23 protein-coding genes are annotated in these 24398 nt (G+C 70.1%); 12 read left to right on the top strand and 11 right to left on the bottom strand.

The genetic code is table 11. The features are described from left to right. Positions 1–29: 29 nt before the first annotated feature. From BM393_RS19085 to BM393_RS19105, 5 genes are all read left to right on the top strand, one after another. Positions 30–566, top strand: coding sequence for a DUF2271 domain-containing protein (locus BM393_RS19085; protein WP_091730350.1), 537 nt, complete (start codon positions 30–32; stop codon positions 564–566). 40 nt (positions 567–606) lie between these two features. Next, positions 607–1443 (top strand): DUF4198 domain-containing protein, encoded by an 837-nt coding sequence (locus tag BM393_RS19090; protein WP_091730354.1) that lies wholly within the window; start codon positions 607–609, stop codon positions 1441–1443. Further along, a complete protein-coding gene (locus BM393_RS19095; RefSeq protein ID WP_254783496.1) occupies positions 1440–2525 on the top strand; it encodes an FAD:protein FMN transferase in 1086 nt (361 codons plus the stop codon). Before BM393_RS19090 ends, BM393_RS19095 begins: the two co-directional genes overlap by 4 nt. Further along, complete coding sequence (locus tag BM393_RS19100; RefSeq protein ID WP_091730359.1) at positions 2525–3997, top strand: sulfite reductase subunit alpha; 1473 nt, start codon at positions 2525–2527, stop codon at positions 3995–3997. The genes BM393_RS19095 and BM393_RS19100 overlap by 1 nt, the downstream gene beginning before the upstream one ends. Positions 3998–4293: 296 nt before the next feature. Next, complete coding sequence (locus tag BM393_RS19105; RefSeq protein WP_091730363.1) at positions 4294–4713, top strand: SWIB/MDM2 domain-containing protein; 420 nt, start codon at positions 4294–4296, stop codon at positions 4711–4713. Between the two features lie 102 nt (positions 4714–4815). Here the strand turns inward: BM393_RS19105 and BM393_RS19110 are convergent, their stop codons facing one another. After that, positions 4816–5193 (bottom strand): response regulator, encoded by a 378-nt coding sequence (locus BM393_RS19110; RefSeq protein ID WP_175538417.1) that lies wholly within the window; start codon positions 5191–5193, stop codon positions 4816–4818. A gap of 305 nt (positions 5194–5498) precedes the next feature. Between BM393_RS19110 and BM393_RS19115 the strand changes: the two genes are divergently transcribed. Then, entirely contained in the window at positions 5499–6287 is a 789-nt protein-coding gene (locus BM393_RS19115) for an MHFG family PEP-CTERM protein (RefSeq protein WP_091730373.1), read from the top strand. Positions 6288–6356: 69 nt separating this feature from the next. On the opposite strand, the gene uvrA is transcribed toward BM393_RS19115, so the two are convergent. Next, positions 6357–9251 carry an excinuclease ABC subunit UvrA gene (uvrA, locus tag BM393_RS19120; RefSeq protein ID WP_091730377.1) on the bottom strand — a complete coding sequence of 965 codons (2895 nt, stop codon included), beginning with the start codon at positions 9249–9251 and terminating at the stop codon, positions 6357–6359. A 292-nt stretch (positions 9252–9543) separates the two neighbouring features. Between uvrA and BM393_RS19125 the strand changes: the two genes are divergently transcribed. From BM393_RS19125 to BM393_RS19135, 3 genes are all read left to right on the top strand, one after another. Beyond that, entirely contained in the window at positions 9544–11553 is a 2010-nt protein-coding gene (locus BM393_RS19125) for a bifunctional diguanylate cyclase/phosphodiesterase (RefSeq protein WP_141225399.1), read from the top strand. A 164-nt stretch (positions 11554–11717) separates the two neighbouring features. Beyond that, a complete protein-coding gene (locus BM393_RS19130; protein ID WP_091730383.1) occupies positions 11718–11900 on the top strand; it encodes a hypothetical protein in 183 nt (60 codons plus the stop codon). 270 nt (positions 11901–12170) lie between these two features. Then, positions 12171–12440: a hypothetical protein gene (locus BM393_RS19135; protein ID WP_091730386.1), complete on the top strand. Its 270-nt coding sequence runs from the start codon at positions 12171–12173 to the stop codon at positions 12438–12440. A 151-nt stretch (positions 12441–12591) separates the two neighbouring features. Here the strand turns inward: BM393_RS19135 and recQ are convergent, their stop codons facing one another. Next, a complete protein-coding gene (gene recQ, locus BM393_RS19140; protein WP_091730388.1) occupies positions 12592–14460 on the bottom strand; it encodes a DNA helicase RecQ in 1869 nt (622 codons plus the stop codon). A 111-nt stretch (positions 14461–14571) separates the two neighbouring features. Here recQ and BM393_RS19145 point away from each other — a divergent pair, with 111 nt between their 5' ends. Both BM393_RS19145 and BM393_RS19150 read left to right on the top strand, forming a co-directional pair. Next, positions 14572–15540 carry a diguanylate cyclase gene (locus tag BM393_RS19145; RefSeq protein WP_091730391.1) on the top strand — a complete coding sequence of 323 codons (969 nt, stop codon included), beginning with the start codon at positions 14572–14574 and terminating at the stop codon, positions 15538–15540. Between the two features lie 223 nt (positions 15541–15763). After that, positions 15764–16309 carry a single-stranded DNA-binding protein gene (locus BM393_RS19150; protein WP_091730396.1) on the top strand — a complete coding sequence of 182 codons (546 nt, stop codon included), beginning with the start codon at positions 15764–15766 and terminating at the stop codon, positions 16307–16309. A gap of 124 nt (positions 16310–16433) precedes the next feature. Here the strand turns inward: BM393_RS19150 and BM393_RS19155 are convergent, their stop codons facing one another. The 3 genes from BM393_RS19155 to BM393_RS19165 form a co-directional block, all read right to left on the bottom strand. Then, a complete protein-coding gene (locus BM393_RS19155) occupies positions 16434–17498 on the bottom strand; it encodes a beta-propeller fold lactonase family protein (RefSeq protein WP_217648473.1) in 1065 nt (354 codons plus the stop codon). Between the two features lie 84 nt (positions 17499–17582). After that, complete coding sequence (locus BM393_RS19160; protein ID WP_091730400.1) at positions 17583–18038, bottom strand: VirK family protein; 456 nt, start codon at positions 18036–18038, stop codon at positions 17583–17585. A 193-nt stretch (positions 18039–18231) separates the two neighbouring features. After that, positions 18232–19113, bottom strand: coding sequence for an aldo/keto reductase family oxidoreductase (locus tag BM393_RS19165; RefSeq protein WP_091730403.1), 882 nt, complete (start codon positions 19111–19113; stop codon positions 18232–18234). 117 nt (positions 19114–19230) lie between these two features. Here BM393_RS19165 and BM393_RS19170 point away from each other — a divergent pair, with 117 nt between their 5' ends. Then, on the top strand, positions 19231–20127 hold the full coding sequence (locus BM393_RS19170; RefSeq protein WP_404932659.1) for a LysR family transcriptional regulator: 897 nt from the start codon (positions 19231–19233) through the stop codon (positions 20125–20127). Positions 20128–20196: 69 nt separating this feature from the next. On the opposite strand, the gene BM393_RS19175 is transcribed toward BM393_RS19170, so the two are convergent. The 5 genes from BM393_RS19175 to BM393_RS19195 all read right to left on the bottom strand — a co-directional run bounded on the left by BM393_RS19175 (position 20197) and on the right by BM393_RS19195 (position 24324). Beyond that, positions 20197–20883 carry a YoaK family protein gene (locus BM393_RS19175; protein ID WP_091730414.1) on the bottom strand — a complete coding sequence of 229 codons (687 nt, stop codon included), beginning with the start codon at positions 20881–20883 and terminating at the stop codon, positions 20197–20199. Further along, a complete protein-coding gene (locus BM393_RS19180) occupies positions 20880–21332 on the bottom strand; it encodes a DoxX family protein (protein WP_175538418.1) in 453 nt (150 codons plus the stop codon). The genes BM393_RS19175 and BM393_RS19180 overlap by 4 nt, the downstream gene beginning before the upstream one ends. Positions 21333–21411: 79 nt before the next feature. Next, complete coding sequence (locus BM393_RS19185; protein ID WP_175538419.1) at positions 21412–23310, bottom strand: amidohydrolase; 1899 nt, start codon at positions 23308–23310, stop codon at positions 21412–21414. Continuing rightward, positions 23303–23641 (bottom strand): XapX domain-containing protein, encoded by a 339-nt coding sequence (locus tag BM393_RS19190; RefSeq protein WP_091730422.1) that lies wholly within the window; start codon positions 23639–23641, stop codon positions 23303–23305. The genes BM393_RS19185 and BM393_RS19190 overlap by 8 nt, the downstream gene beginning before the upstream one ends. Positions 23642–23670: 29 nt before the next feature. Continuing rightward, complete coding sequence (locus tag BM393_RS19195; protein ID WP_091730426.1) at positions 23671–24324, bottom strand: hydrolase; 654 nt, start codon at positions 24322–24324, stop codon at positions 23671–23673. Between the last annotated feature and the right edge of the window lie 74 nt (positions 24325–24398).

Consider the following 24398-nt stretch of genomic DNA (forward strand, 5'->3'; position numbering starts at 1 on the left):
TCCTCCCGACCTCCACCGAGACATCGACCATGAATCGCTCCGCAAGTCGTACCCTCCTCACGATCGGTGCCCTGGGCACCCTGGCCACGGGCTCGTCCGCCTGGGCCGCCACCGTCCAGCTCAAGCTCGAGCTGCCGCGCCTGAACGTGGCCGAGTACCACCGTCCCTACATCGCCGTCTGGGTCGAGAAGGCCGGCGAGTCCGGCCCGGCCGTCGCGCAGCTGGCGGTCTGGTACGACATCAAGAAGCAGAACAACGCCGGCACCAAGTGGCTCAAGGACATGCGCCAGTGGTGGCGCCAGGGCGGCCGCAACCTGACGGTGCCGGCCGACGGCGTGAGCGCCGCCACGCGCGCGCCCGGCGAGCATGCGATCTCGCTGGACACGCATCCGGCGCTGGCCGCGCTGCCCCCGGGCAAGTACGACATCGTCGTGGAGTCCAGCCGCGAGGCCGGCGGCCGCGAGGTGCAGCGCCTGCCGCTGACCTGGCCGGTCAAGGCCGCGGCCACCGCCAAGGCGCAGGGCGAGCACGAGCTCGGCGCGCTGGAACTGAACGTCAAGCCCTGAGCGGCATCCCGTCCCCCGACACGACACGGAGCACTCCACCATGACGAAGACTTCGATCGCATCCCGCCTCGCCCCCGTCGCCCTGGCCGTCGCCGCGCTGCTGCCGCTGGCCGCGCACGCCCACATGACCTGGCTGCTGCCCAACAAGTCCGCCTTCGACGGCAAGGAGCCGGTGGCCTCCTTCGACGCGGCGGTCTCGGAAGACCTCTTCAACTTCGAGCGGGCGCTCAAGCTCGACACGCTGCGCATCACCGCGCCGGACGGCAAGACCGTCGAGGCCGAGAACCGCAGCACCGCCCGCCACCGCGAGAGTTTCGACGTGAAGCTGACGCAGGACGGCACCTGGCGCATCAGCAACGTCAGCCAGTCGATGATGGGCAGCTACAAGCAGGGTGGCGAGACCAAGCGCTTCCGCGGCACGCCGGCGAGCTTCGCCAAGGACGTGCCGGCCGACGCCGAGATCACCGCGCTGACGGTGATGACCAACCGCCAGCAGACCTTCGTCAGCAGGGAGGAGGCCGGCAAGGTCGACTTCAAGCCCGAGGGCGATGGCCTGGAGCTGCTGCCGCTGGGCCCGGTCACCGACCTGAGCCATGGCGACAAGACGCGCTTCCGTCTCGTGCTGGACGGCAAGCCGGCCGCCGACGTGCAGCTGAAGCTGGTGCGTGAAGGCAACCGCTACCGCTACAAGTTCGGCGAGATCGAGCTCAAGACCGACGCCCAGGGCGAGTTCACCGTCGAGTGGACCGAGCCGGGCCGCTACTTCCTCGGCGCGAGCACCGGCCCGGCGCGCGGCCCCAATGCGCCGGCCGGCACGCGCCAGGCGCCGGTGCAGCGCGCTGGCGTCAGCGCCACCTTCGAGGTGCTGCCCAAGTGAGCCCGGCGAGCGGGACGACCCACGCGCGGACGCCGGGCCTCGCGCCCGAGCCGCGCGTGCTGGTCCCGCTGCGCATCGATGGCGAGCCGCCGGCGCTGGGGCAGCTGCTGCACGCGCTGGACGGCGAGACGATGGGCACGACCTGGTCGGTGCGCTTCATCGGGCCGAGCGGGCTGCGGCTCGCCGCGATCGAGGCAGCCATCGTCCGCGCCTGCGATGAGGTCATCGCGCAGATGAGCGGCTGGGACGCCGCCTCCGACCTGAGCCGCTTCAACCGCGCGCCCGCCGGCACGGTGTGTCCTTTGCCGGACGACTTCGCGACGGTGCTCGATGCGGCGCTGAAGATCGCCGCCGCGAGCGGCGGTGCCTACGACCCCAGCGCTGGCGCGCTGGTGGCGTTGTGGGGCTTCGGTCCGTCGGGCGAGACGGCGCTCGCGCCACGCCACGACGATCCCGCCTTCCGCGCCCCGTCGCCGCAGGATTGCGCCCGCGTCCACTGCGGCTGGGACGCGCTGCCGTGGGACGGCGCGCGTCGCACGCTGACGCAGGCCGGCGGTGTCGCGCTGGATCTGTCGGCGATCGCCAAGGGGTTCGCCGTCGACCGTGTGTCGGAGCTGCTGGGTGCGCTCGGCCTGCGCGATCACCTCGTCGAGATCGGCGGGGAACTGCGGGGCGCGGGCTTGAAGCCCGACGGGCAACCCTGGTGGGTGGACCTCGAGCCGCCCGCCGCCGACTGCGGCCTGGCGCCGCTGCGCATCGCACTCCACGGCCTGTCGGTCGCGACCTCCGGCGACTACCGCAAGTGCTTCGTCGATACCACTGGCCAGTGGCGCTCCCACACCATCGACCCCCGCACGCGGCGGCCGGTCGAGCACGGCCTGGCCTCGGTCACCGTGGTGCATGACAGCGCGATGGCGGCCGATGGCTGGTCGACCGCGCTGATGGTGCTCGGGCCCGACGAGGGCCTCGCGCTGGCCGACCGGCTCGGCCTGGCGGCGCGGCTCGTGCGGCGCCGCCCACCGGCCGAAGGCGGTGGTTTCGAGGAGCGCTTCTCCGTGGCGATGCGCGCGCTGATGCTCTGATGACTGCGATCCTGTCCCGTCCCGCGGCGGCGCTGCTGCTGCTCGCGCTCTACCTGCTGATGTGCGCCGCGGTGTGGTGGCGGCATCGCCGCCGGCAACGCCAGGCGGCCGCGGAATCGGCCGCGCTGCTGCCGGCCGCCGATGCCGGCCCGCCGGTACTGGTGCTGCATGCGAGCCAGACCGGCCAGGCCGAGGAGATCGCCTGGCAGACCGCCAGGGCGCTGCACCTGGCCGGCATGCCGGTGCGCGTCGCCGCGCTCGGCGAGGTGGACCGCGAGGCGCTGCGCGGCGCGCGGCATGCGCTCTTCATCGCCAGCACCTACGGCGAGGGCGACGCCCCCGACAGCGCGGCACCGTTCGCGCGCGACCTGATGGCGGCGCAGGCCTCGGACGCGGCCACCGGCCTGGACCTGTCGTCGCTGCAGGTGGGCGTGCTGGCGCTGGGCGATGCGACCTACACCCACTTCTGCGGCTTCGGCCGCGCGCTCGACGCCTGGTTGCGCGAGCGCGGCGCGCGGTCGATGTTCGATCGCATCGAGGCCGACCGCACCGATGAACACGCGCTGTCGCAGTGGCGGCAGCGCTTGAGCCACCTGGCCGGCACCGCCGACCTGGCCGAGTGGGAGGCGCCGGTGTTCACCGACTGGCGGCTGGCGGCGCGCCGCCATCTGAATCCAGGGAGCCAGGGCGGACCGGTGTTCCACCTCGAGCTGGTGCCCGCGGGCGGATCGCCGCTGCCCGCCTGGGAGGCCGGCGATCTCGTGCAGGTGAGCGTGGCCGGGGAAGCGGCCCATGCGGCCCATGCGGCCCATGCGGCCGGCGCGGCCGACGCGATCGATGACGACGCGCGGCGACCGCGCGAGTACACGATCGCCTCGCTGCCCGCGGACGGCCGCGTCGAGCTGATGGTGCGCCGCACCGCGCGCGAGGACGGCTCGCCGGGCCTGGCGTCGGGATGGCTGACGGAGCGCCTCGCCGTCGGTGGGGACGTCGCGCTGCGACTGCGACCGCATGCGAGCTTCCGCATCGGCGCCAACGCCGACCGGCCGCTGATCCTCGTCGGCAACGGCACCGGGCTGGCGGGGTTGCGGGCGCACTTGAAGGTCCGCGCGCAAACCCGCATGAACACGGGGAACGGCGCCGTGAGGGCTTGGTTGCTCTTTGGTGAACGGCAATCGGCGCACGACGCGCATTACCGCGACGAGATCGAGGCCTGGCAGCGCGACGGCGTGCTGGCCCGCGTGGACTGGGCCTTCTCGCGCGACCAGGCGGAACGCGTCCATGTGCAGCACCTGCTCGCTCGCGAGGCGCCGCGTCTGCGCGAATGGATCGCGGACGGCGCGGCGATCTACGTCTGCGGCAGCCTGCAAGGCATGGCCGGCGCCGTCGACGCGGTGCTGCGCGAGACGCTCGGCGAGGCCGATGTCGACGCGCTCATCCGCGAAGGGCGCTACCGGCGCGACGTGTACTGAGCGGTCCGCGCCGGTGCTGTCGGCGCCGTGAGGCGCGCGTCGCGCGGACCACGGCGACCACGGGGAACCCCGTAGGCGCGCAGGCATCGCGCGTGTCGGACATGCGGAGATTGATGCGCGCCCGCGACAAACACGGGGGACGGCGTTGACTTCGAGGCCGTTTTCCCCCTGCCAGAGCCTTCTCAATGCAGGAGGTGCGCAGTACCATTGCCCGCGCAGGGTGCCAACGAGTACCGAAGGCGTCAGACCTTCACCAGGGCCCGGCACATCAACAACCCTTGATGGAGAGAATCGAAATGGCAACTGCGAAGAAGGCCGCGCCCGCCAAGAAGGCGGCACCGGCCAAGAAGGCGGCACCGGCGAAGAAGGCCGCCGCGCCCGCGAAGAAGGCGGCACCTGCGAAGAAGGCCGCGCCCGCGAAGAAGGCAGCTCCCGCGAAGAAGGCTGCCGCTCCCGCCAAGAAGCGCACCCCCAACGCCGCCTTCATGAAGGCCCTGACCCCCAGCCCCGCGCTGGCCGCGATCGTCGGCGACAAGCCGCTGCCGCGCACCGACGTGGTGAAGAAGGTCTGGGAATACATCAAGAAGCACAACCTGCAGGACGCTGCGCAGAAGCGCGTCATCAACGCCGACGCCAAGCTGAAGGAAATCTTCGGCAAGGCCAAGGCCGACATGTTCGAGATGACCCGCCTGATCAACAGCCACCTGAAGGATTGAGCGCCGAGGCCGCAAGGCCTCTTCCGCGTTCAGGACAAGGCCCGCCTCGCGCGGGCTTTTTTGCGTCCGCGCCGGTCCGTGGGCAGGCGCGGCGCGATCGCCTCAGAGCCGCTCGAGCGCGGCGCGCAGCTGGCGCACGTCGATCGGCTTGAGCCAGTAATCCTGGAAGCCCGCGGCGCGAGCGCGCTGGCGCTGGTCGTCCATCACGTCCGCCGACAGCGCGATGCAGCGCAACTGGGCCAGGCGTGCATCCGCGCGCACCAGCGCCATCAGTTCCAGGCCATTCATGTCCGGCAGGTTCATGTCCATCAGCACCAGCGAGGGCATGACGCGCGGCAGCATCTCCATCGCCTGGGCGCCGGTCTCGGCCACGTCCAGCGTCCAGCCGGGCATCAGGCGGAACACCTCCTCCATCAGCACGATGTTGATGCGGTCGTCCTCGACGTAGAGGACGTGGCGGGCGGCGGTGGGGGAGGACATGGCGAGGACAGGCAGGGGACAACGCACGATACCAGCGATTGCCTGGACGGCCCGTCTTGTCCATGCCGTCACCGCTTCTTCACCGTCCGTGCGATCTGCGGGAGCACCGTGACAAAAACCACGCGTGGCCATACCCCCGGCTGAGGGGGACGGCCCGATGCGACGGGCCTTCGCTCCCTACACTCGCCGCAACTCCTGTCACATCCGGTGATGCAAAGCGACGGATGGAAACAGGAGCCACAAACGGCAAGGCTTGACCCCGACGAGATGTCTCGCGGAGGCGGCCGCCGAAAAAGAGAACTGTCATGTCGTTGGTGGCCGCATTCGCGTTGGCCGCGTCTACCGTGACGCTGCCCAACTGTTCCTGGGACAAGCCGGGCGTCAATCCCTTCATGGGCGACCTCGTCGCGGCCGTGGACCGGTACAAGGACATCCCGGCGGCGACCCGCGCCAAGCTCAAGGCGCGCATGGCCGCGCGCCAGTACGACGAGATCGTCGACATCCACCGCGACAGCATCGTCGGCCGCTACGAGTACGGCAGCGAGATCCGCGACATGCATTTCGGCGCCGGCTCGGTCTGCCGCACGGTCACGCGGACGAAGTGGACGGCGCAGACGCTGGAGCGCGGCCTGGTCTATTGCGAGGACGGCCAATGCATCCTCGTCCCGACCGTGTGCCGCAACGTCAGCCGCATCGCGCGCGGACCGCTGAAGCCGGGCGCGGCCGGTGGCCCGACCGCCAAGGCCGAGGACGAACCACTGATGTTCGAGCCCCCGGCGGCCGGTGCGGCCGCCGACGGCGGCGCTGGCGATCCGGGCAGCTTCGCGCGCACCGCCGCGCTGCCGCCCACGGCCACCTCGGATACCAGCCTGATCGCGCCCACGCCGGGCGGCAGCGGCGGCGGGGCGCCGGTGGCGCCGCCGCCCACCGGCGTCGGCGGACCGGGCGTCATCACGCTGCCGCAGCTGCCGGCGGGCAACGGTGGTGGCGGCAACCTGCCCGTCGTGCCGGGGGTGCCGGAACCGCAGACCTGGGTGCTATTCGCGCTGGGCCTGGGCGCCCTGGCCATCGCGGCGAAGCGCCGCGCCGCCTGAACCGGCGCAGGCCTCAACCGCGCCCGCCTCAACCGCAGCCCCTCAACCGCGGCCCCGAGCCGCACGCCCTCAACCGCGCGCGAGCAGCGGCTTGAGGTAGCGGCCGGTGTGGCTCGCCTCGCAGGCGGCGACGTCCTCGGGCGTGCCCGCGACCAGCAGTCGCCCGCCACCGGAGCCGCCCTCCGGACCCATGTCGATCAGCCAGTCCGCGGTTTTGATGACGTCGAGGTTGTGCTCGATGATCACGATCGTGTTGCCCGCGTCGCGCAGCTGGTGCACGACCTTGAGCAGCAGCGCGATGTCGGCGAAGTGCAGGCCGGTGGTCGGCTCGTCGAGGATGTACAGCGTCCGCCCGGTGTCGCGCTTGGAGAGCTCCAGCGCCAGCTTGACGCGCTGCGCCTCGCCGCCCGAGAGCGTCGTCGCGCTCTGGCCGAGCTTCACGTAGCCCAGGCCCACGTCCATCAGCGTCTGCAGCTTGCGCGCCAGCGTCGGCACCGCGCTGAAGAACGCGAGCGCGTCTTCCACCGTCAGCCCCAGCACCTCGGAGATGTTCTTGCCCTTGTAGAGCACCTCCAGCGTCTCGCGGTTGTAGCGCTTGCCGCCGCAGGTGTCGCAGGGGACGTAGACGTCGGGCAGGAAGTGCATCTCCACCTTCAGCACGCCGTCGCCCTGGCAGGACTCGCAGCGGCCGCCGGCCACGTTGAAGCTGAAGCGGCCCGCGCCGTAGCCGCGCTCGCGCGCGGTGGGCATCTCGGCGAAGAGCTCGCGGATCGGGGTGAACAGGCCGGTGTAGGTCGCCGGGTTCGAGCGCGGCGTGCGGCCGATCGGCGACTGGTCGACGTTGATCACCTTGTCGAAGGCGTCCATGCCTTCGATCTCGTCATGCTCGGCCGGTTCGGCATGGCTCTGGTAGAGCTTGCGCGAGACGGCGGCGTACAGCGTGTCGTTGACCAGCGTGCTCTTGCCCGAGCCGGACACGCCGGTCACGCAGGTCAGCAGGCCGACCGGGAATTCGGCGGTCACGCCCTTGAGGTTGTTGCCGCGCGCGTTGACGATCTTCAGCGTGCGCGGATCGGCGCTGTCGCTGAGCGCGTGACGCTGCTTGGGCACCTCGATGCGCTCCACGCCGCTGAGATAACGGCCGGTGGACGATTCGAGATTCGCCGCGACCTCCTCGGGCGTGCCCTGCGCCATGATCCGGCCGCCATGCACGCCGGCGCCGGGGCCCAGGTCCAGTACATGGTCCGCGGCGCGGATCGCGTCCTCGTCGTGCTCGACGACCAGCACCGAGTTGCCCAGGTCGCGCAAGCGCCGCAGCGTCGCGATCAGGCGGTCGTTGTCGCGCTGGTGCAGACCGATGCTGGGTTCGTCCAGCACGTACATCACGCCGGTCAGCCCGGAGCCGATCTGCGACGCCAGCCGGATGCGCTGCGCCTCGCCGCCGGACAGCGTGTCGGCGCTGCGGTCCAGGCTCAGGTAGTTCAGCCCCACGTCGTTGAGGAAGTGCAGCCGCGAGGCGATCTCGCGGATCACCTTGTCGGCGATCTCCGCCTTCGCGCCCTTGAGCTTCAGCGATTCGAAATAGGCCAGCGCCTCGCGCAGCGTCGCGTGCTCGACCTCGTAGATCGGCTTGCCGCGCTCGCCCTCGGCGGCGTCGGCCGGCTGCAGCAGCACGTGGCGCGCCTCGCGTCTCAGGCGCGAGCCCTCGCAATGGGGGCAGGGCTTGGCGCTCTGGTAGCGCGCGAGTTCCTCGCGCACCGCGGCGGAATCGGTCTCGCGGAAGCGCCGCTGCAGGGTGGGGAGGATGCCCTCGAACGGGTGGGAGCGCCTGACGCTGCGCTTGCGGCCGTTGGCGCCTTCGGCCTGGTAGGTGAAGGTGATCTCGTCCTCGCCGGAGCCCTGCAGCAGGACCTGGCGCGCCAGCTCGGGCAGTTCCTCGAAGGGCTGTTCGATGTCGAAGCCGTAATGCTTCGCGACCGATTCCAGCATCGAGAAGGTGTAGGCGTTGCGCCGGTCCCAGCCCTTGACCGCGCCGCTGGCCAGGCTCAGCGTCGGGAAGGCGACGACGCGTTCCGGATCGAAGACGGTCACCAGGCCCAGGCCCTCGCAGGAGGGGCAGGCGCCCACCGGTGAATTGAACGAGAACAGCCGGGGCTCCAGTTCCGGCAGCGAATAGCTGCAGATCGGGCACGCGAACTTGCTGGAGTAGATCGACTCGGTGCCGCGGTCCATGTCGAGCACCAGCGCGCGGCCGTCGGCCAGGCGCAGCGCCGCCTCGAAGCTTTCCGCCAGACGCTGGCGCAGCTGGTCGGCGCTGTCGTGGCGCAGCTTGATGCGGTCGACGACGACATCGATGTCGTGCTTCTCCGCCTTCTTCAGCGCCGGCAGGTCCGGCACCTCGACGGTCTGGCCGTCGACGCGGAAGCGCACATACCCCTGCGCCTGCAGGTCCTGGAAGAGCTCGATGAACTCGCCCTTGCGGTCGCGCACGACCGGCGCCAGCACCATCAGGCGCGAGTCGTCCGGCATGGCCAGCACCGCGTCGACCATCTGGCCGACGCTCGAGGCCTCCAGCGGCAGGTGGTGGTCGGGGCAGAAGGGCGTGCCGGCGCGCGCGTAGAGCAGGCGCAGGTAGTCGTGGATCTCGGTGACCGTGCCCACCGTCGAGCGCGGGTTGTGGCTGGTGGCCTTCTGCTCGATCGAGATCGCCGGCGACAGGCCCTCGATCACGTCGACCTCGGGCTTGTCCATCAGCTGCAGGAACTGGCGCGCGTAGGCCGACAGGCTCTCGACGTAGCGGCGCTGGCCCTCGGCGTACAGCGTGTCGAAGGCGAGCGAGGACTTGCCCGAGCCCGACAGCCCGGTGATGACGACCAGCTGGTTGCGCGGCAGGTCGACGTCGATGTTCTTGAGGTTGTGGGTGCGGGCGCCGCGGACGCGGATCATCGGCGGCTCGTCCCCCATCCGCCCGAGCACCTGGCCCAGATACCGGCCGCCCGGGCCCGGCTGCGGCGCGGCCGTGGGCTCGGACGGGGCGGGGACGGCGGGCGGGACTTTCGTGGACATGGGGCCGGACACAGCTGGAGGCGAACTCGCCATGATAGGGCCAGCCCCGTTCCCGCGCCGATCCCTGCTGACACCGCGTGGCAGCGGGAGGAATGCCGAAATCCTTCCCCGCGACCCCGCCTTTGCGGGGGCCCTCCGGCCACATGGGGGTGCAGAATCGCCGCATCCCCTCCTGCCCCTTCCCCCCTCGATGAAGTTCAAAGCGCCGTCGCTGTCGCTGCGCAGTGTGATCCTGCTCGCGGTGGTGGTCGGGATCGCGGCGCCGGCCCTGGCGCTGCTCGCCTACAGCGATGCGTTCATCCGCCGCAGCCTCGAGCCGGTGCTGGAGGGCCAGCGCGCGGCCGTGCTGACGCTGGCCGCCAATGGCCTGGTCGAGCCGCTGTGGACGGTGGACAGCCCGGCGGTGCAGCGGGCGCTCGACCAGCTGCTGTCTGACGTCAACGTCTGCGCGGTGGAGCTCAACGAGGAGCGCGTCGACACCCGCGACATCGTGCGCGCCAAGTGCAGCCCCGGCTGGCCGACGGTCACGCTCGCCGCGACCATCCAGCGCGAGGGCCAGGTGCTGGGCAGCCTGCGGGTGCAGTTCGACGATGCCGCGCAGGAACGCATGCTTGAGGAGGGGCGCCGGCAGACGGCGCTGATCGTGGCCGCGCAGGTGGCGGTGGGCGTGGGCATCGTGCTGATGGTCTTCTATCTGCGGATGGTCCGCCCGATCGACCGGCTCAAGCGCCTGGCCAACGCGATCGCCGAGCGCCAGCCGGTGCCGCGGCTGCGCTGGAACCGCAAGGACGAGCTGGGCCAGCTGGGCGTGCACCTGGACCAGATGGGGCAGCAGATCGCCGGCCTGCTGGCGGACATGGAGAGCAAGAACGCGCAGCTGCATCAGCTCGCGATGTACGACCACCTCACCGGCCTGCCCAACCGGACGCTGTTCCGGGAAGTCTTCCTGCACGAGGCGGCGGTCGCTCGGCGCGAGCAGAGCCACCTGGCGCTGCTGTTCGTCGACCTGGACCGGTTCAAGGCGATCAACGATTCGCTCGGGCATGCCGCCGGCGACCGCATGCTGCTGCAGGCCAGCGAGCGGTTGCGCCAGGCGGTGCGGGAGTCCGACCTGGCCTGCCGCGTCAGCGGCGACGAGTTCCTGCTGCTGATGCGCGATTCCAGCGAGCACGTCGCCTCCGCGGCGCAGCGCCTGATCGAGGCGCTGAACGCGCCGCTGCAGCTCGAGGGCGGCGTGGCCAGCGTGTCGGCCAGCGTCGGCATCGCGCTGTTCCCGCGCGATGGCGACGACTTCGACACCCTGGTCCGCCATGCCGACCTGGCGATGTACCGCGCCAAGCAGCTGGGGCGCTCGCGCTACAGCTTCTTCCAGCAGGACATGGACGCGGCGGCGGTGCAGCGGATGGAGCTCGAGCGCGAATTGAAGCTGGCGCTGGAACGCGACGAACTGCTGCTCCATTACCAGGCCGTCGTGGATGCCCGCACCGGCGCCTGGTCGGGGCTGGAGGCGCTGATGCGCTGGCAGCATCCGCAGCGAGGGCTGGTGATGCCAGGTCAGTTCATCGAGCTGGCCGAGGAGACCGGGCAGATCCTGGACCTGGGCTGGAGCACCATCGAGCAGGCCTGCGCGCAGTTGGCGCGCTGGAAGGCCTCGGGGCGGCATCCGGGGCCGATCTCGATCAACCTGTCGGCCCTGCAGTTCCGCGAGCCCCGGCTGGCCGAGCGGATCGCCGAGGCGATGGGCCGCCACGCGGTCGCGCCCGGCGAACTGGCGATCGAGCTGACCGAAAGCTCGCTGCTGACCGACACCGACACGGTGCTCCAGACCCTGGCGCGCCTGTCCGAGCTGGGGCTGAGCCTGTCGGTGGACGACTTCGGGACCGGGTATTCCTCGCTCGCCTACCTGAAGCTGCTGCGCCCGGCGCGGCTGAAGATCGACCGGGCCTTCGTCCGGGACCTGCCCAGCAGCGCCGACGACCGGGCGCTGGTGCGCGCCATGATGGGCATGGCCGAGGCGCTGGGCATCGACGTGGTGGCGGAGGGCGTCGAGACCGAGGCGCAGCGCGATGCGCTGCTGGCCCTGGGCTGCTGGCAGCAGCAGGGCTATTTCTATTGCCGGCCGCAGCCGGCCGCCGCGCTGGCGGCGCGCCTGGCCGTCTGGCCGCCCCAGGTTGGGGCAGCACGGGCAGCGCGCGGCTGAAGCCCCGCCAGGATCGCCCCCCAGGACCCATTCGCCCGACCGACCGGCATTTCGGCGCGCGATAGCGGCAATTCGTCGCGTCGTCGTGGTCTTGCCGCCGGTGGCGGCGCACAGTGCATCCTCGTTGAAATGCCAGGACAGGGATCGCACCGCAGGGGACCACCATGAACGACGCCGCCAAGACTTTCCTCACCGCCCTGGCCGCCGTGGCCAGCGCCGCTGTCATCGCCTTGTGGCTGGCGGACACGAACGAGGCCGCGCGTCCGTCCCATCCCCTGCCCCTGCACTGGGCCGAGCAGACCATGCCGGGACCTCAGGCCGACCAGGCCAGCAAGCCGCGCGGATGACCCCGCGGCCTGCGCTCCGATAGACGCCACGCTTCCCCCGGCATTTCGAAGCCCGCCTGACCAGCGGGCTTCTTTTTTTTCGGCTCGATCGTCGGGAACATCGATGGAATGGGGCATCCCGGCGATCGACGGTCCGGGCTCATCCATTCGTCGCGGTTCCGCGCAGTTCACTCCGTCGCCGCGCGCATTCGTCGCTTGCGGCTCGCGGAACGGGGGCGCGATGACGACACTGACTTCACTGACACACGCAACCCCATCAAGGAGATCGACATGAGCACTACCTCTTTCAAGACCGCCCGCACCAGCTTCAAGGCCTTTGCCTTCGGCATCGGCGCCACGCTGGCGATCGCCGTCAGCCTGCTGCACGTGCAGGACCAGCGCGAGCAACGCGCGGCCGTCATCACGCTGGATCCGGTGGTCATCACCGCCAAGCGCGAACAGCTGCCCACCGTCTACATCACCGGCCGCCGCGACACCGCGGCCGACGGCCAGCAGCTGGCTTCGGCCGCGCCGGCCGGCTGCACGACCCAGCTCTGCTGAGCTCCGGCGGTTGCGCTGTCAAGGCGGCGACCGCGACGGTCCAGCTGTAGCGATCGCCCACGAGAACGCCCGGCAGTTGCCGGGCGTTCTTCTTTTCGTCGGTGAGTTTTGATGGTGACGATCGCGTGACGCGATCGAGGGCCCAAGCGGCTCAGTCCTCGGCCAGGACCCGCAGCAGCGCCTCGCCATAGGCCTCGAGCTTCTTCGCGCCGATGCCGCTGATGCCGGACATCTCGTCGAGCGAGCGCGGCTGCGCCCGCGCCAGCTCAGCCAGGGTGACGTTCTGGAAGATCACGTAGGCCGGCAGGCCGTGCTCGCGCGCCACCTCGGCGCGCCAGGCCTTGAGCGCGTCGAAGCGCGCCTGCGCCGCGGCGTCCAGGTCGGCCTCGGCCTCCGAGCGCCGGCTGGACGACGACCCGCCGCGGCTCGACTTGCTCTTGCGCGTCGGCACCGCGGGCTGGCGCAGCAGCATGCGCACCTCGCCGCGCAGCACGGCCTTGGCATCGCCGCCCAGCGACAGCGTGTTGTATTCGCCCTCGGTCACCGCATAGCCCAGCGCGATCAGCTGGCGGATCACCGCGCGCCACTGCTGCTCGCTGAGCGCGGCGCCGACGCCCCAGGTCGACAGTTCGTGATGCCGGTACTGGGCGACCTTGTCGGTCTCCTTGCCGCGCAGCACGTCGATGAGGTGGCCGGAACCGAAGCTGAAGCCGGTGACCTGGTGGAAGCGGTAGATGCACGACAGCGCCATGCGCGCCGCCTCGGTCGCGTCCCAGGTTGCGGGCGGATTCAGGCAGTTGTCGCAGTTGCCGCAGGGCTGGCTGTCCTCGCCGAAGTAGGCCAGCAGCCGCACGCGGCGGCAGTCGATGGCCTCGGCCAGCGCGAGCAGCGCGTCGAGCTTGCCGCGCTGCACCTGCTTGAATTCGTCGGACGACGGGCTCTCGTCGATCATGCGGCGCTGCTGCACCACGTCCGCCAGGCCGTAGGCCATCCAGGCCTGGGCCGGTTCGCCGTCGCGGCCGGCGCGACCGGTCTCCTGGTAGTAGCCCTCGATGTTCTTGGGCAGGTCCAGGTGGGCGACGAAGCGCACGTCGGGCTTGTCGATGCCCATGCCGAAGGCGATGGTGGCGACCATCACGATGCCGTCCTCGCGCAGGAAGCGGTCCTGGTGGCGCTTGCGCTGCTCCTGCTCCATGCCGGCGTGGTACGGCAGCGCGTTGATGCCCTTCGCGCGCAGCCACTCCGCCGTCTCGTCGACCTTCTTGCGGCTCTGGCAATAAACGACGCCCGCCTCGTCCTCGTGCTCGTCCTGGATGAAGCGCAGCAGCTGCTCGCGCGGGCTGTCCTTCTCGACGATCAGGTAGCGGATGTTGGGCCGGTCGAACGAGGCGACGAAGATCCGCGCGCTGTCGAGCTGCAGCCGCTCGATGATGTCGGCGCGGGTGATGTCGTCGGCGGTCGCGGTCAGCGCGATGCGCGGGATGTCGGGGAAGCGCTCGTGCAGCAGGCTCAGCGACAGGTATTCGCTGCGGAAGTCGTGGCCCCACTGGCTCACGCAGTGCGCCTCGTCGATCGCGAACAGCGCGAGCAGGCCGCGCTCGTACAGCGACTGCATCTGCGCGATGAAGCGCGGCGTGTTGACCCGCTCCGGTGCCGCGTACAGCAGCGTCAGGCGCCCGGCGAGCATCTCGCGCTCGATGCGCTGGGTTTCCTCGAGCGTCTGCGTGGAGTTGAGGAAGGCGGCCTCGACGCCCGCTTCCTCGAGCGCGCCGACCTGGTCATGCATCAGGGCGATCAGCGGACTGACGACCACGGTGACGCCATGGCCGGCGCGCTGCCGGGCGATGGCGGGGATCTGGTAACAGAGCGACTTGCCGCCTCCGGTGGGCATCAGCACCAGCGCGTCGCCGCCGGCGGTCACGTGGTCGACGATCGCCGCCTGCTGGCCGCGAAAGGCGCTGTAACCGAACACCTCTTGCAGGATGGCTAGCGGGACGGGATGATGCTTGGACGAACTCATGGAGCCCTCGATTGTCCTGCACATCGACGGGCCCGCCGTTCACCCGGTCCCGATCCGTCGTGGACGGCGCTTTCCGAGCGCCTTGCTCCTCCGCACCGCACAGACCTGCCCATGATCGCTGCGCCGTTGCCCGACGACGAGAATGCCCGGCTGGCCACGCTGCGCGTGCTGCAGGTGCTGGACACCGACCCCGAGGAACGCTTCGACCGCCTGACGCGCATGGCGCGGCGCCTGTTCGAGGTGCCGATCGCGCTGGTCAGCCTGGTCGACGCCGACCGGCAGTGGTTCAAGTCGGCGCAGGGCCTGGACGTGCCGGAGACCCCGCGCGACATGAGTTTCTGCGGCCACGCCATCCTGTCGGACGACATCCTGCTGATCCCCGACACCCATGCCGATCCGCGCTTCGTCGACAACCCGCTGGTGACCGGGGCGCCGCACATCCGCTTCTACGCCGGCTGCCCGGTGCGGGCGCCGAGTGGCCACCGCCTCGGCACGTTGTGCCTGATCGACCGGGTGCCGCGCGGCTTCGACGCCGACGACCAGGCGACGCTGCGCGACCTGGCCTTCATGGTCGAGCAGCAGTTCGCGGCGATGTACATGGCGATGGTGGACGAGCTGACCGGGCTGGCGAACCGGCGCGGCTTCGAATCGCAGGCCGGACATGTGCTGGCGCTGTGCCGGCGCAAGCAGTGGCCGGCGACGATGCTGTACTTCGACCTCGACCACTTCAAGCATGTCAACGACCGCTATGGCCATGCGGAGGGCGACTGGGCGCTGAAGTCCTTTGCGGACATCCTGCGTTTCTGCCTGCGGGCCTCGGACGTGATCGCGCGCACCGGCGGCGACGAGTTCGTGGTGCTGCTCAGCGGCACGGCGACCGAGCAGATGTCGCCCGCGCTGGAGCGGGTGCGCACGCAGGTCGGGGCGCTCAACCTGAGGGCGCAGCGGGGCTATGCGCTGGATTTCAGCGTCGGCGACGCCGCGATGGCCGCCGACCGACCGCTGACGCTGGAGGAGCTGATGCAGCAGGCCGACGCGGCGATGTACGCGCACAAGCAGAGCCGGCGCCGCATGGGCTGACGGCCCGCCCGCGCGGGCGCGGCGGCCACGGCGGCCCTGAATCCGGTGATCGGCTGCCACGAAGCAGGCAGCGGATCGGCGTTTCCCGGGGATCGTCGGCGGAATGGGCGGGCGGCATAATCCGCCCCCTGCGCCGCTGTTTCCGACCCGATGTCCCGGGCGATGGGCGGCGCCGAGTTTCCCATTCCGAACATTCAACGACACGCAAGCGAAGGCAACCCTCATGGCCTCGGTCAACAAAGTCATCATCCTCGGCAACCTGGGCCGTGATCCCGAACTCCGCTACACGCCCAGCGGCAGCGCGGTGTGCAACGTCAGCATCGCGACGACGCGCAACTGGAAGAGCCGTGAAGGCGGCGAGCGCCAGGAAGAGACCGAATGGCACCGCGTGGTGTTCTACGACCGCCTGGCCGAGATCGCGGGCGAGTACCTGAAGAAGGGCCGTCCGGTCTATGTCGAGGGTCGCCTGAAGACCCGCAAGTGGCAGGACAAGGAAGGCAAGGACAACTACACGACGGAAATCATCGCCGAGCAGATGCAGCTGCTGGGCGGCCGTGAAGGCGGCGGCGACGACATGGGCGGCGGCGGTGGTGGTGGCTACAGCCGTGAGCGCTCGTCGGAGCGCGGCAGTGGCGGCAGCGGTCGCGACAGCGGCGACTTCGACGCACCGCGCGCGCCGGCCCCGCGCGCCGCGGCGCCTCGCGCCCCTGCCCCCGCGCCGAAGCCGGCGACCGGCTTCGATGACATGGATGACGATATTCCGTTCTGATCGATAGCGATCCCGGCTGTCCCGGGATCGGATGATCACGATGAAGGAAGCCCGTTGGCGTTCACGCCGCGGGCTTTTTTCCTTTTCGGGCCGGACGCCCACCTTCGGCCGAAATGGCCGCCGCTCAGGGCAGGTCCACGATCTCGATCCAATTCGCGGCCCGTCCCACGGGTTGACGGCCGATCAACCGGAGCGCGCCGCTGTCCGGATCGATGCGGTACACGGACAGCCGGTCCGATTTCTCGCCGGCCACGAGCAGGAACTTCCCGGTCGGATCGATGCGGATGCCACGCGGCTGCGTTTCCGTCGGATAGGCGTCCACCAGGCTCGGCTTGCCGGACGCCGCGGCAAGCGTCAGCAACGAGATCGTGCTGCTCGTCCGTTCGGACGTGTACATGAACCGGCCGTCCGGCGTGATGGCGATGTCGGAGGACCAGATGCGTCGCTGCTCGTCGCTCGCCGGCACCGTGAGCGTGGTCGAGAGCTCGGTGAGCGTCCCCCGATCGCGATCCCTCCCGAACTGGATGACGTTGCCGCTCAGCTCGCCGATCACATAGAGGAATCGACCGTCGGGGGAGAACTCGATGTGCCGCGGGCCGTTGCCCGGCTTCGTCTTGACGAGCGGCGGATCGAGCGGCGTCAGCGTTCCGCTGGCGGCGTCGAATCCGAACTGCAAGATCTGATCGCTGCCGAGGTTGGTGACGTACAGGAAGCGATTGCCGGCGTCGATCCGGATGCTGTGTGCCTTCTCGCCGGTGGGCAGGACCTGGATGGCGCCCTGCTCGACCAGGCCGTCCTTGATCGCGCTGATCGCGATCCGGCTTCCGTCATAGGAGGCCGTGAACAGGAAGCGTCCGGTCCGGTCGGTGGACGCGTACGCCATGCTGTCCGGGAGCGGCGCGTCGGCCTTCTGGCGCAACGCGCCGCTCGCGGCATCGATGTCGTAGGTCAGCACGCGGAATGGCTCGGAGCGCACGACCGCGTACAGATGCCGTCTGGCGGGATCCACCGCCATCGGCATCACGAGCTTGCCGGCCGCCGTCTTGCCCAGCGGCGTGAGCGCGCCGGTGGCATCCATCTCGAACGCGTCGATGACGCCGTCCTGCGCCGCGGAGACATAGACGTAGGTCTTGGCCGAGACCGGGACGGCGGCAGCGATCGCCATGGCGGCGGCGCTGGCGATCTTCATCATTCCACTTCTGAGCTTGCGCATCGACTCTGCTCCGGGCCTGTCATGAATGCTGGTGCGCCCGCATTCTGCCGGCGCGGAGTGTCACCAGCCGCGACGTGCGGTCCGGAACTCCACGCCATTGCCGATGGTGCAGTTGAAGCTCGACTGGCTCACGAGGGCGTAGTCCGGCAGGTTGAAGAGCACCTGACGGAAGTTCACGCTGCCATCGACCTTGACCTGATAGCGCAGCGTCTGGAACAGCGGCGCGGCGCTGTCGGACGCCGTGAAATGCGTGTCGGCGAAGGAGATGGTCCCGTCGGGCAGGACGCGATAGGCATCGATGGCCAACAGGCCGCCCTTGGTCTGCGACGGCCGGCCGCCGGCCTGGGGCTGGCAGCGGCTCAGGTCGATGGTGACGGAGACCTTCTGGCCCGCGTCGAGCGCCTCCAGGAGCGCCGCGGGTTGGTTCAGCGTGGTCGTCGGCTCGGCGTGGCTGAGCGCGGCGCCCAGCAGCAGGGGCAGCATGACGAGCGACTTCTTGGGGAACACGGAGGTCATGGCAATGGCTATGGCGTTGAAGAGAACGTCAGCGTGCCATGTCTTGCCTGGCCGGAGAGCGGCCAGGCGCCGCGTTCGCGGCCGAGTTTGCAATCAGCGGTTGAAGCCCGTAAACGACTGAAATTGTCTCGATGGAAGTCTCTATGGGATCCTCGCCGATCGCAGCGAGGGGCCCTGCATCACCAGCGTCCGGTCATGCGTATGGAGCGACCTCGGCCATCCGATCCAGACGCCCCACCGCTTCCTCGGGCAACCGCAGTTCAGCGGCCACGAGGTTCTCCCGCAGATGCTGGACCGATGAGGTGCCCGGAATCAGCACCAGGTTGGGCGAGCGCTGCAGCAGCCAGGCCAGTGCCACCTGCATCGGCGTGGCGTCGAGCTGGCTGGCGACCTCCGACAAGGCGCTCGACTGCAAGGGCGTGAAGCCACCGAGCGGAAAGAACGGGACATAGGCGATGCCGTCCCCGGCCAGCTGCCGCACCAGCGCGTCGTCGTTCCGATGGACGAGGTTGTAATGGTTCTGCACGCAGACGATGGCGCAGAGGCGACGCGCATCCTCGACCTGCCGCGCGGTCACGTTGCTCAGCCCGATGTGCTGGATCAGGCCCTGCCGTTGCAGTTCGGCCAAGGCGGTGAGCGGCTCCTCCAGCGAGCCCTCGGCCGGCCCGTGGACGTCCAGCATGCTGCGCAGGTTGACGAGCTCCAGCGACTCCAGACCGAGGTGGCGCAGGTTGTCGTGTACCGCCCTCGTCAGCTCGTCGGCGGACAGGGCAGGCAGCCACGACCCATCGGCCCCCCGCTTGGCGCCCACCTTGGTGGCGATGAGCAGATCCTGGCGATAGGGGTGCAGGGCCTCGCGAATGATCTGGTTGGTGATGTGCGGGCCATAGAAGTCAGCGGTGTCGATGTGGTCGACACCGCGCTCCACGGCCGCCCGCAGCACCGCCACGGCGGCTGCCCGGTCCTTGGGAGGGCCGAAGACGCCGGGTCCGGCGAGCTGCATCGCGCCGTACCCGAGGCGCTTCACGTTGCGGTTGCCGATGCGGAAGGTGCCGGCCTTGTCGAGTGAGTTCATGAGCATGTCCTTTCGAAGGTGGCTCACTCTAGGCAGCGCCGCGGCGTACGATAAGTGGATCCAATCCGCACGGGCCGTGCGGAAATCAGAACAGTGGCGGGTGCGATGGCGGATCACATGGCCGATCTGGCGGTTTTCGTGGCGGTGGCGCGCGCCGGAGGCTTCCGGCAGGCGGCGCGCGGCGAGGGCGTCAGCGCGTCCAGCCTCAGCGAGGCCCTGCGCAGGCTGGAAGCCCGCCTGGGGGTTCGGCTGCTCCACCGCAGCACGCGCAGCGTCGTGCCCACCGAAGCGGGCGCGCGACTGCTTCATCGGCTGGGGCCCGCGTTGGGCGAGGTGGAAGCGGCGCTCGACGAGATCAATGGCTTCCGTGACCGTCCGGCAGGCACGCTGCGACTGAACGTCCCCGTCAGCGCGGCGCGCCTGGTGCTGCCGGCCCTGGTGCCGCCTTTCCTCGCCGCCTATCCGGACATCCGACTGGAAGTGGTGGTCGACGAAGGCTTCGTCGACGTCGTCGCGGCGGGCTGCGATGCCGGCATCCGCTACGAGGAACGCCTGGAGCAGGACATGATCGCCCTGCCCATCGGCCCACGTCGCCAGCGCATGGCGACGGCCGCCGCGCCGGGCTATCTCGCGCGCAGCGGCCGGCCGCTGCATCCCCGCGACCTGCTGCAGCACGCCTGCCTGCGGGTGCGCTTCGCCAGCGGGGCCATGCCGCCCTGGGAGTTCCAGCGCAAGTCGGAGGTCGTAACGGTCGATCCGGCCGGACCGCTGGTCGTGCGGGCCGGCGGCGGCGTGGACCTCGCCATCGATGCGGCACTGGCCGGCAGCGGGGTCATCCACCTGTTCGAGGACTGGCTCCAACCCCATCTGGCCAGCGGTGCGCTGGAGCCGTTGCTGCAGCCATGGTGGCGCCCGTTCACCGGGCCGTTCCTGTACTACCCCGGCCGGCGCCACGTGCCCGCGCCCTTGCGGGCCTTCGTCGACTTCCTGCGGGCCCGTCACGCCGAAGGCTGAGCGGCGGCCTGGGCGCATGCCCGCGGCGCACGCGGCGCACGCGGCACAGACGACAGGCCACCGGCCGGCTCAGCCCTTCTTATCCGCCTTCACATCCATCACCACCAGCCCGGCCAGCATCACCAGCGGCAGCAGCAGCGCCCAGAACTTCCACGCCGCATACGCGAATGCGCCCGTGAGCGCGCCCACCGCGAAGGCCGCGACCGGCCAGATGAAGCGGCCCAGCCGCTCCCGCACGTCCGGACCGGCCGCGCCGCGCAGCAGGTCCACGCCGTCGATCACCACCTGCGTCACATTGCCCGTCATCACCGTCGTCGGTGTCAGCGCCGGCCAGGCCAAGCGGCCCGCCGCGTTCTGCACGCCCATCGCCGCGGTGATGAACAGGCCGGTGGCCATCGCCCACGGCGCGTCGGGCGCCAGCGCCGCACCCGCCGGCACGCTGCAGATCAGCGCCACCACCAGCAGCGCCGCCTGCATCACCAGCAAGGGCCGGCTTGCCACCGTCTTCGTCCGCTCGCAGCGCAGGGCCACCATCCGCGCCAGTGCCACCGACACCACGAAGGTCGGGAACACCAGCAGCTTCAGCAGCACGCTGCCGCCGCTGGTGCGGCTCAGCTCCGCGCCGATCAGCACGAAGTTCCCGGTCACGTGCGCCGTGAACAGCCCGAACAGCGCCACGAAGCCCACCGTGTCCACATAGCCGCCGATGAAACCCAGCGTCAGGCTGGCCACCAGCAAACGCTTCACGCCCGTCATGCCAGCACCTTCCTTTCCAGCACCGCGATCCGCGCCGCGCAGGCCAGCCCGGCGATCAGGCCCAGGTGCTCGAAGAAGGCGTTCTTGGCCATGAAGCGCGCCTGGCCGCTCAGGTGCCAGAAGTCGTTGGCCACCAGCATCGCCACCAGCGTCAGCACGCCCAGCGCGCCGGCCGCCAGCCAGACCCAGCGGTTCAGGATCAGCAGCAACGCGCCGATCAGTTCCACCGCGATCGCCAGCACCGCCCACAGCACCGCGGGCTGCAGGCCGAAATGCGCCTGCTCCGCCACCGCGCCGGGAAAGTCCATCGCCTTGTCGATCCCACCGATCAGGTAGGCCGACGCCAGGCACAGGCGCAGCATCACCCCGAAGGTGGGCCACTGCAGCACCGCCTCCACCCAGCGCGGTGCGGCGGGGGAGAACAGACGGGTGGATCGGTACTCGCTCATCGTGGGGCCTCCAGGTGCCGTCGGTTGTACCCGGCTTCGGCGCGCCGCATCGGGGCGGCTCGTGTGTCCAAGTCCATCATCAGACCGCCCAGCACGCGCATCCCAGCGCGCCCCAGAAGCTCTTCAGGTCGGAGGCGGGCACCTCCGACGCCCAGGCATTCGCATGCGCATGACCATGGACGCCGCAGGCGGTGTCGCAGCACGCGGTGCGCCGCATCGCCGCCTGCAGCGGCTTGCCTTCCGCGCCCCAGGCGCCGTAGCCGCCGTAGCGCCGCACCGGCGACCAGTCCGGCATCGCCGGCGGCGGGGCCGATTCATCCAGCGACGCGAAATCGCCGGCGCCCCACACCACCTTGCCGCCGACCATCGTCAGCAGCGCGCTGGTGTCGGCGATGTCCGATTCGGCGCAGCCGAAGAAGTCGCGGTCCGGCACGACCAGGTCGGCCAGCTGGCCCGCCGCGATCTGCCCCTTGTTGCCCTGCTCGTTCGAGAACCAGGTGACGTTCTCCGTCCACATGCGCAGCGCCGCCTCGCGGTCCAGGCAGTTGCGCTGCGGCGTGATCTGCAGGCCGCCGACGGTACGGCCGGTGACCAGCCAGGACAGCGACACCCACGGGTTGTACGAGGCCACCCGCGTCGCGTCGGTGCCGGCCGAGACCTTCATGCCCCGGCGTAACATCTCGGCCACCGGCGGCGTCGCCTCGGCGGCGCGTGCGCCGTAGCGCTCGACGAAATACTCGCCCTGGTAAGCCATGCGGTGCTGCACCGCCACGCCACCGCCCAGCGCCGCGATCCGGTCCATCGAGCGCGTCGAGATCGTCTCCGCGTGATCGAAGAACCAGTTCAGCCCGTCGATCGGCGTGTCGCGATGGACCTTCTCGAACACGTCCAGCGCACGCGAGATCGTCTCGTCGTAGGTGGCATGCATGCGCCACGGCCAGCGGTTCTGCACCAGGATGCGCACCACCTCCTCGAGCTCGCCTTCCATCTGCGGCGCCATGTCGGGCCGCGGCTGGCGGAAGTCCTCGAAGTCCGCGGCGGAGAACACCAGCATCTCGCCGGCGCCGTTGTGGCGGAAGTAGTCGTTGCCCTGCTTGTAGGGGACCGACTTCGCCCAGTTGAGGAAGTCCTCCTTCTCCTGCCCCGCCTTCTGGGTGAACAGGTTGTAGGCCAGGCGGATCGTCAGCTGGCCGGCGTCGGACAGCTGCTGGATGACCTGGTAGTCCTCGGGATAGTTCTGGAAGCCGCCGCCCGCGTCGATCGCGCCGGTGACGCCCAGCCGGTTGAGCTCGCGCATGAAGTGGCGCGTGCTGTTGAGCTGGTACTCCGGCGGGAGCTTCGGCCCCTTGGCCAGCGTAGCGTACAGGATGGACGCGTTGGGCTTGGCCAGCAGCAGGCCGGTGGGATTGCCGGCGCTGTCGCGCAGGATCTGGCCGCCGGGCGGCTCGGGCGTGTCGCGGGTGTAGCCGACGGCGCGCAGCGCCGCGCCGTTCAGCAGCGCGCGGTCGTAGAGGTGCAGGATGAAGACCGGCGTGTCCGGCGCGACGGCATTGAGCTCGTCGATGGTCGGCAGCCGCTTCTCATGGAATTGGTGCTCGGTGAAGCCACCCACCACCCGCACCCATTGCGGCGCGGGCGTGATGTCGACCTGCGCCTTCAGCATCGCCATCGCGTCGGCGAGGCTGCGCACGCCGTCCCAGCGCAACTCCATGTTGAAGTTCAGGCCGCCGCGGATGATGTGCAGGTGGTTGTCGATCAGGCCCGGCAGCACGCCGCGGCCTTTCAGGTCGATGCGGCGCGTCGTCGCGCCGGCCAGCGCCAGGATCTCCTGGTTGCCGCCGACGCTGAGGAAACGTCCGTCCTGGATGGCCACCGCCTCGGCGCTCGGCCGCGTGCGGTCCAGCGTCGTGAAGCGGCCGTTGAACAGCACCAGGTCGGGCGTCATGCCCGCGGTGCGGGAGAAGGAGGTGTCAGGCATCGTGGGACTCCGCGTTCGCCGCCGGGGCCGTGCTCGCGCGCCGGGCGGTGGTCGCCTCGGGCGCCGCGCCGGGGGCCGCCGCGGTCTTCGTCTTCTCGCATCCGGGCATGTGCCCGAACATGTGCGGGCGCAATTTCTGGTCGACCCAGCTGACCTGCGCCGGATCGCGCTGCAGCCACTGGCGCACCAGCGGCGGGATCTGCTCGCCGGCGAGGATGCCCAGCAGGCCCACCAGCGCGATCACCGGCGGCGCCGGCGACCTCACGTTGAGCAGGCCGTAGATCACGCCGACGAGCAGGCCCACGGCGGCCGACAACACATATGCATTCATGAGGACCGCCTTTGCGCTGCCGTCGAAGCTCAGCCCTCGTGGGCGTTGAACATCGTCTTGGCGTAGTTGATGCCGATGCCGTAGGCGCCGCCGACCTTCTTCGCGATGCCGGTGGTCATGTCGTAGGTCTCGCCGCGGGCCCAGTCGCGCTGCAGCTCCAGCAGGTACTGCAGCGAGGTGATCGGCTGCGCGCCGGCCTGCACCATGCGCTCGACGGCGCGGTTGTGCGCTTCCAGCGAGACGTCGCCGCAGGCGTCGGTGATGACGTAGACCTCGAAGCCCTGGTCGATCGCCGACAGCGCCGGACCGACGATGCAGACGCTGGTCCACAGGCCGGCCAGCACGATGCGGTCCTTGCCGATGCGGTTGATCTCCTCGATCACCGCCACGTCCTCCCAGGTGTTCATCGAGGTGCGGTCCAGCATCTTCTTGCCGGGGAAGGGCGCCGTGACCTCGTCGAACATCGGGCCGGAGAAGCTCTTCTCGGCGACCGTGGTCAGGATGGTGGACACGCCGAAGCCGGCGGCCGCCTGCGCCACCAGCGAGGCGTGGGTGCGCAGGTTGTTGGCATCGATCGAGTGCGTGGCGAAGGCCATCTGCGACTGGAAGTCGATCATGACCAGCGTGTGGTCGGTGGGGTTCAGCAACTTGGCGCCGGGAACGGCCTTGGCGAGCTTGCTCATGGGGGTCTCCTGGAGGGACGAGGAAACGAAGGTCCGCGCGGCGGTGAAGAACGGCGCGGACCCTCGAGGGGATC

Source organism: Mitsuaria sp. PDC51 (assembly GCF_900113225.1).
Classification (GTDB): domain Bacteria; phylum Pseudomonadota; class Gammaproteobacteria; order Burkholderiales; family Burkholderiaceae_C; genus Roseateles.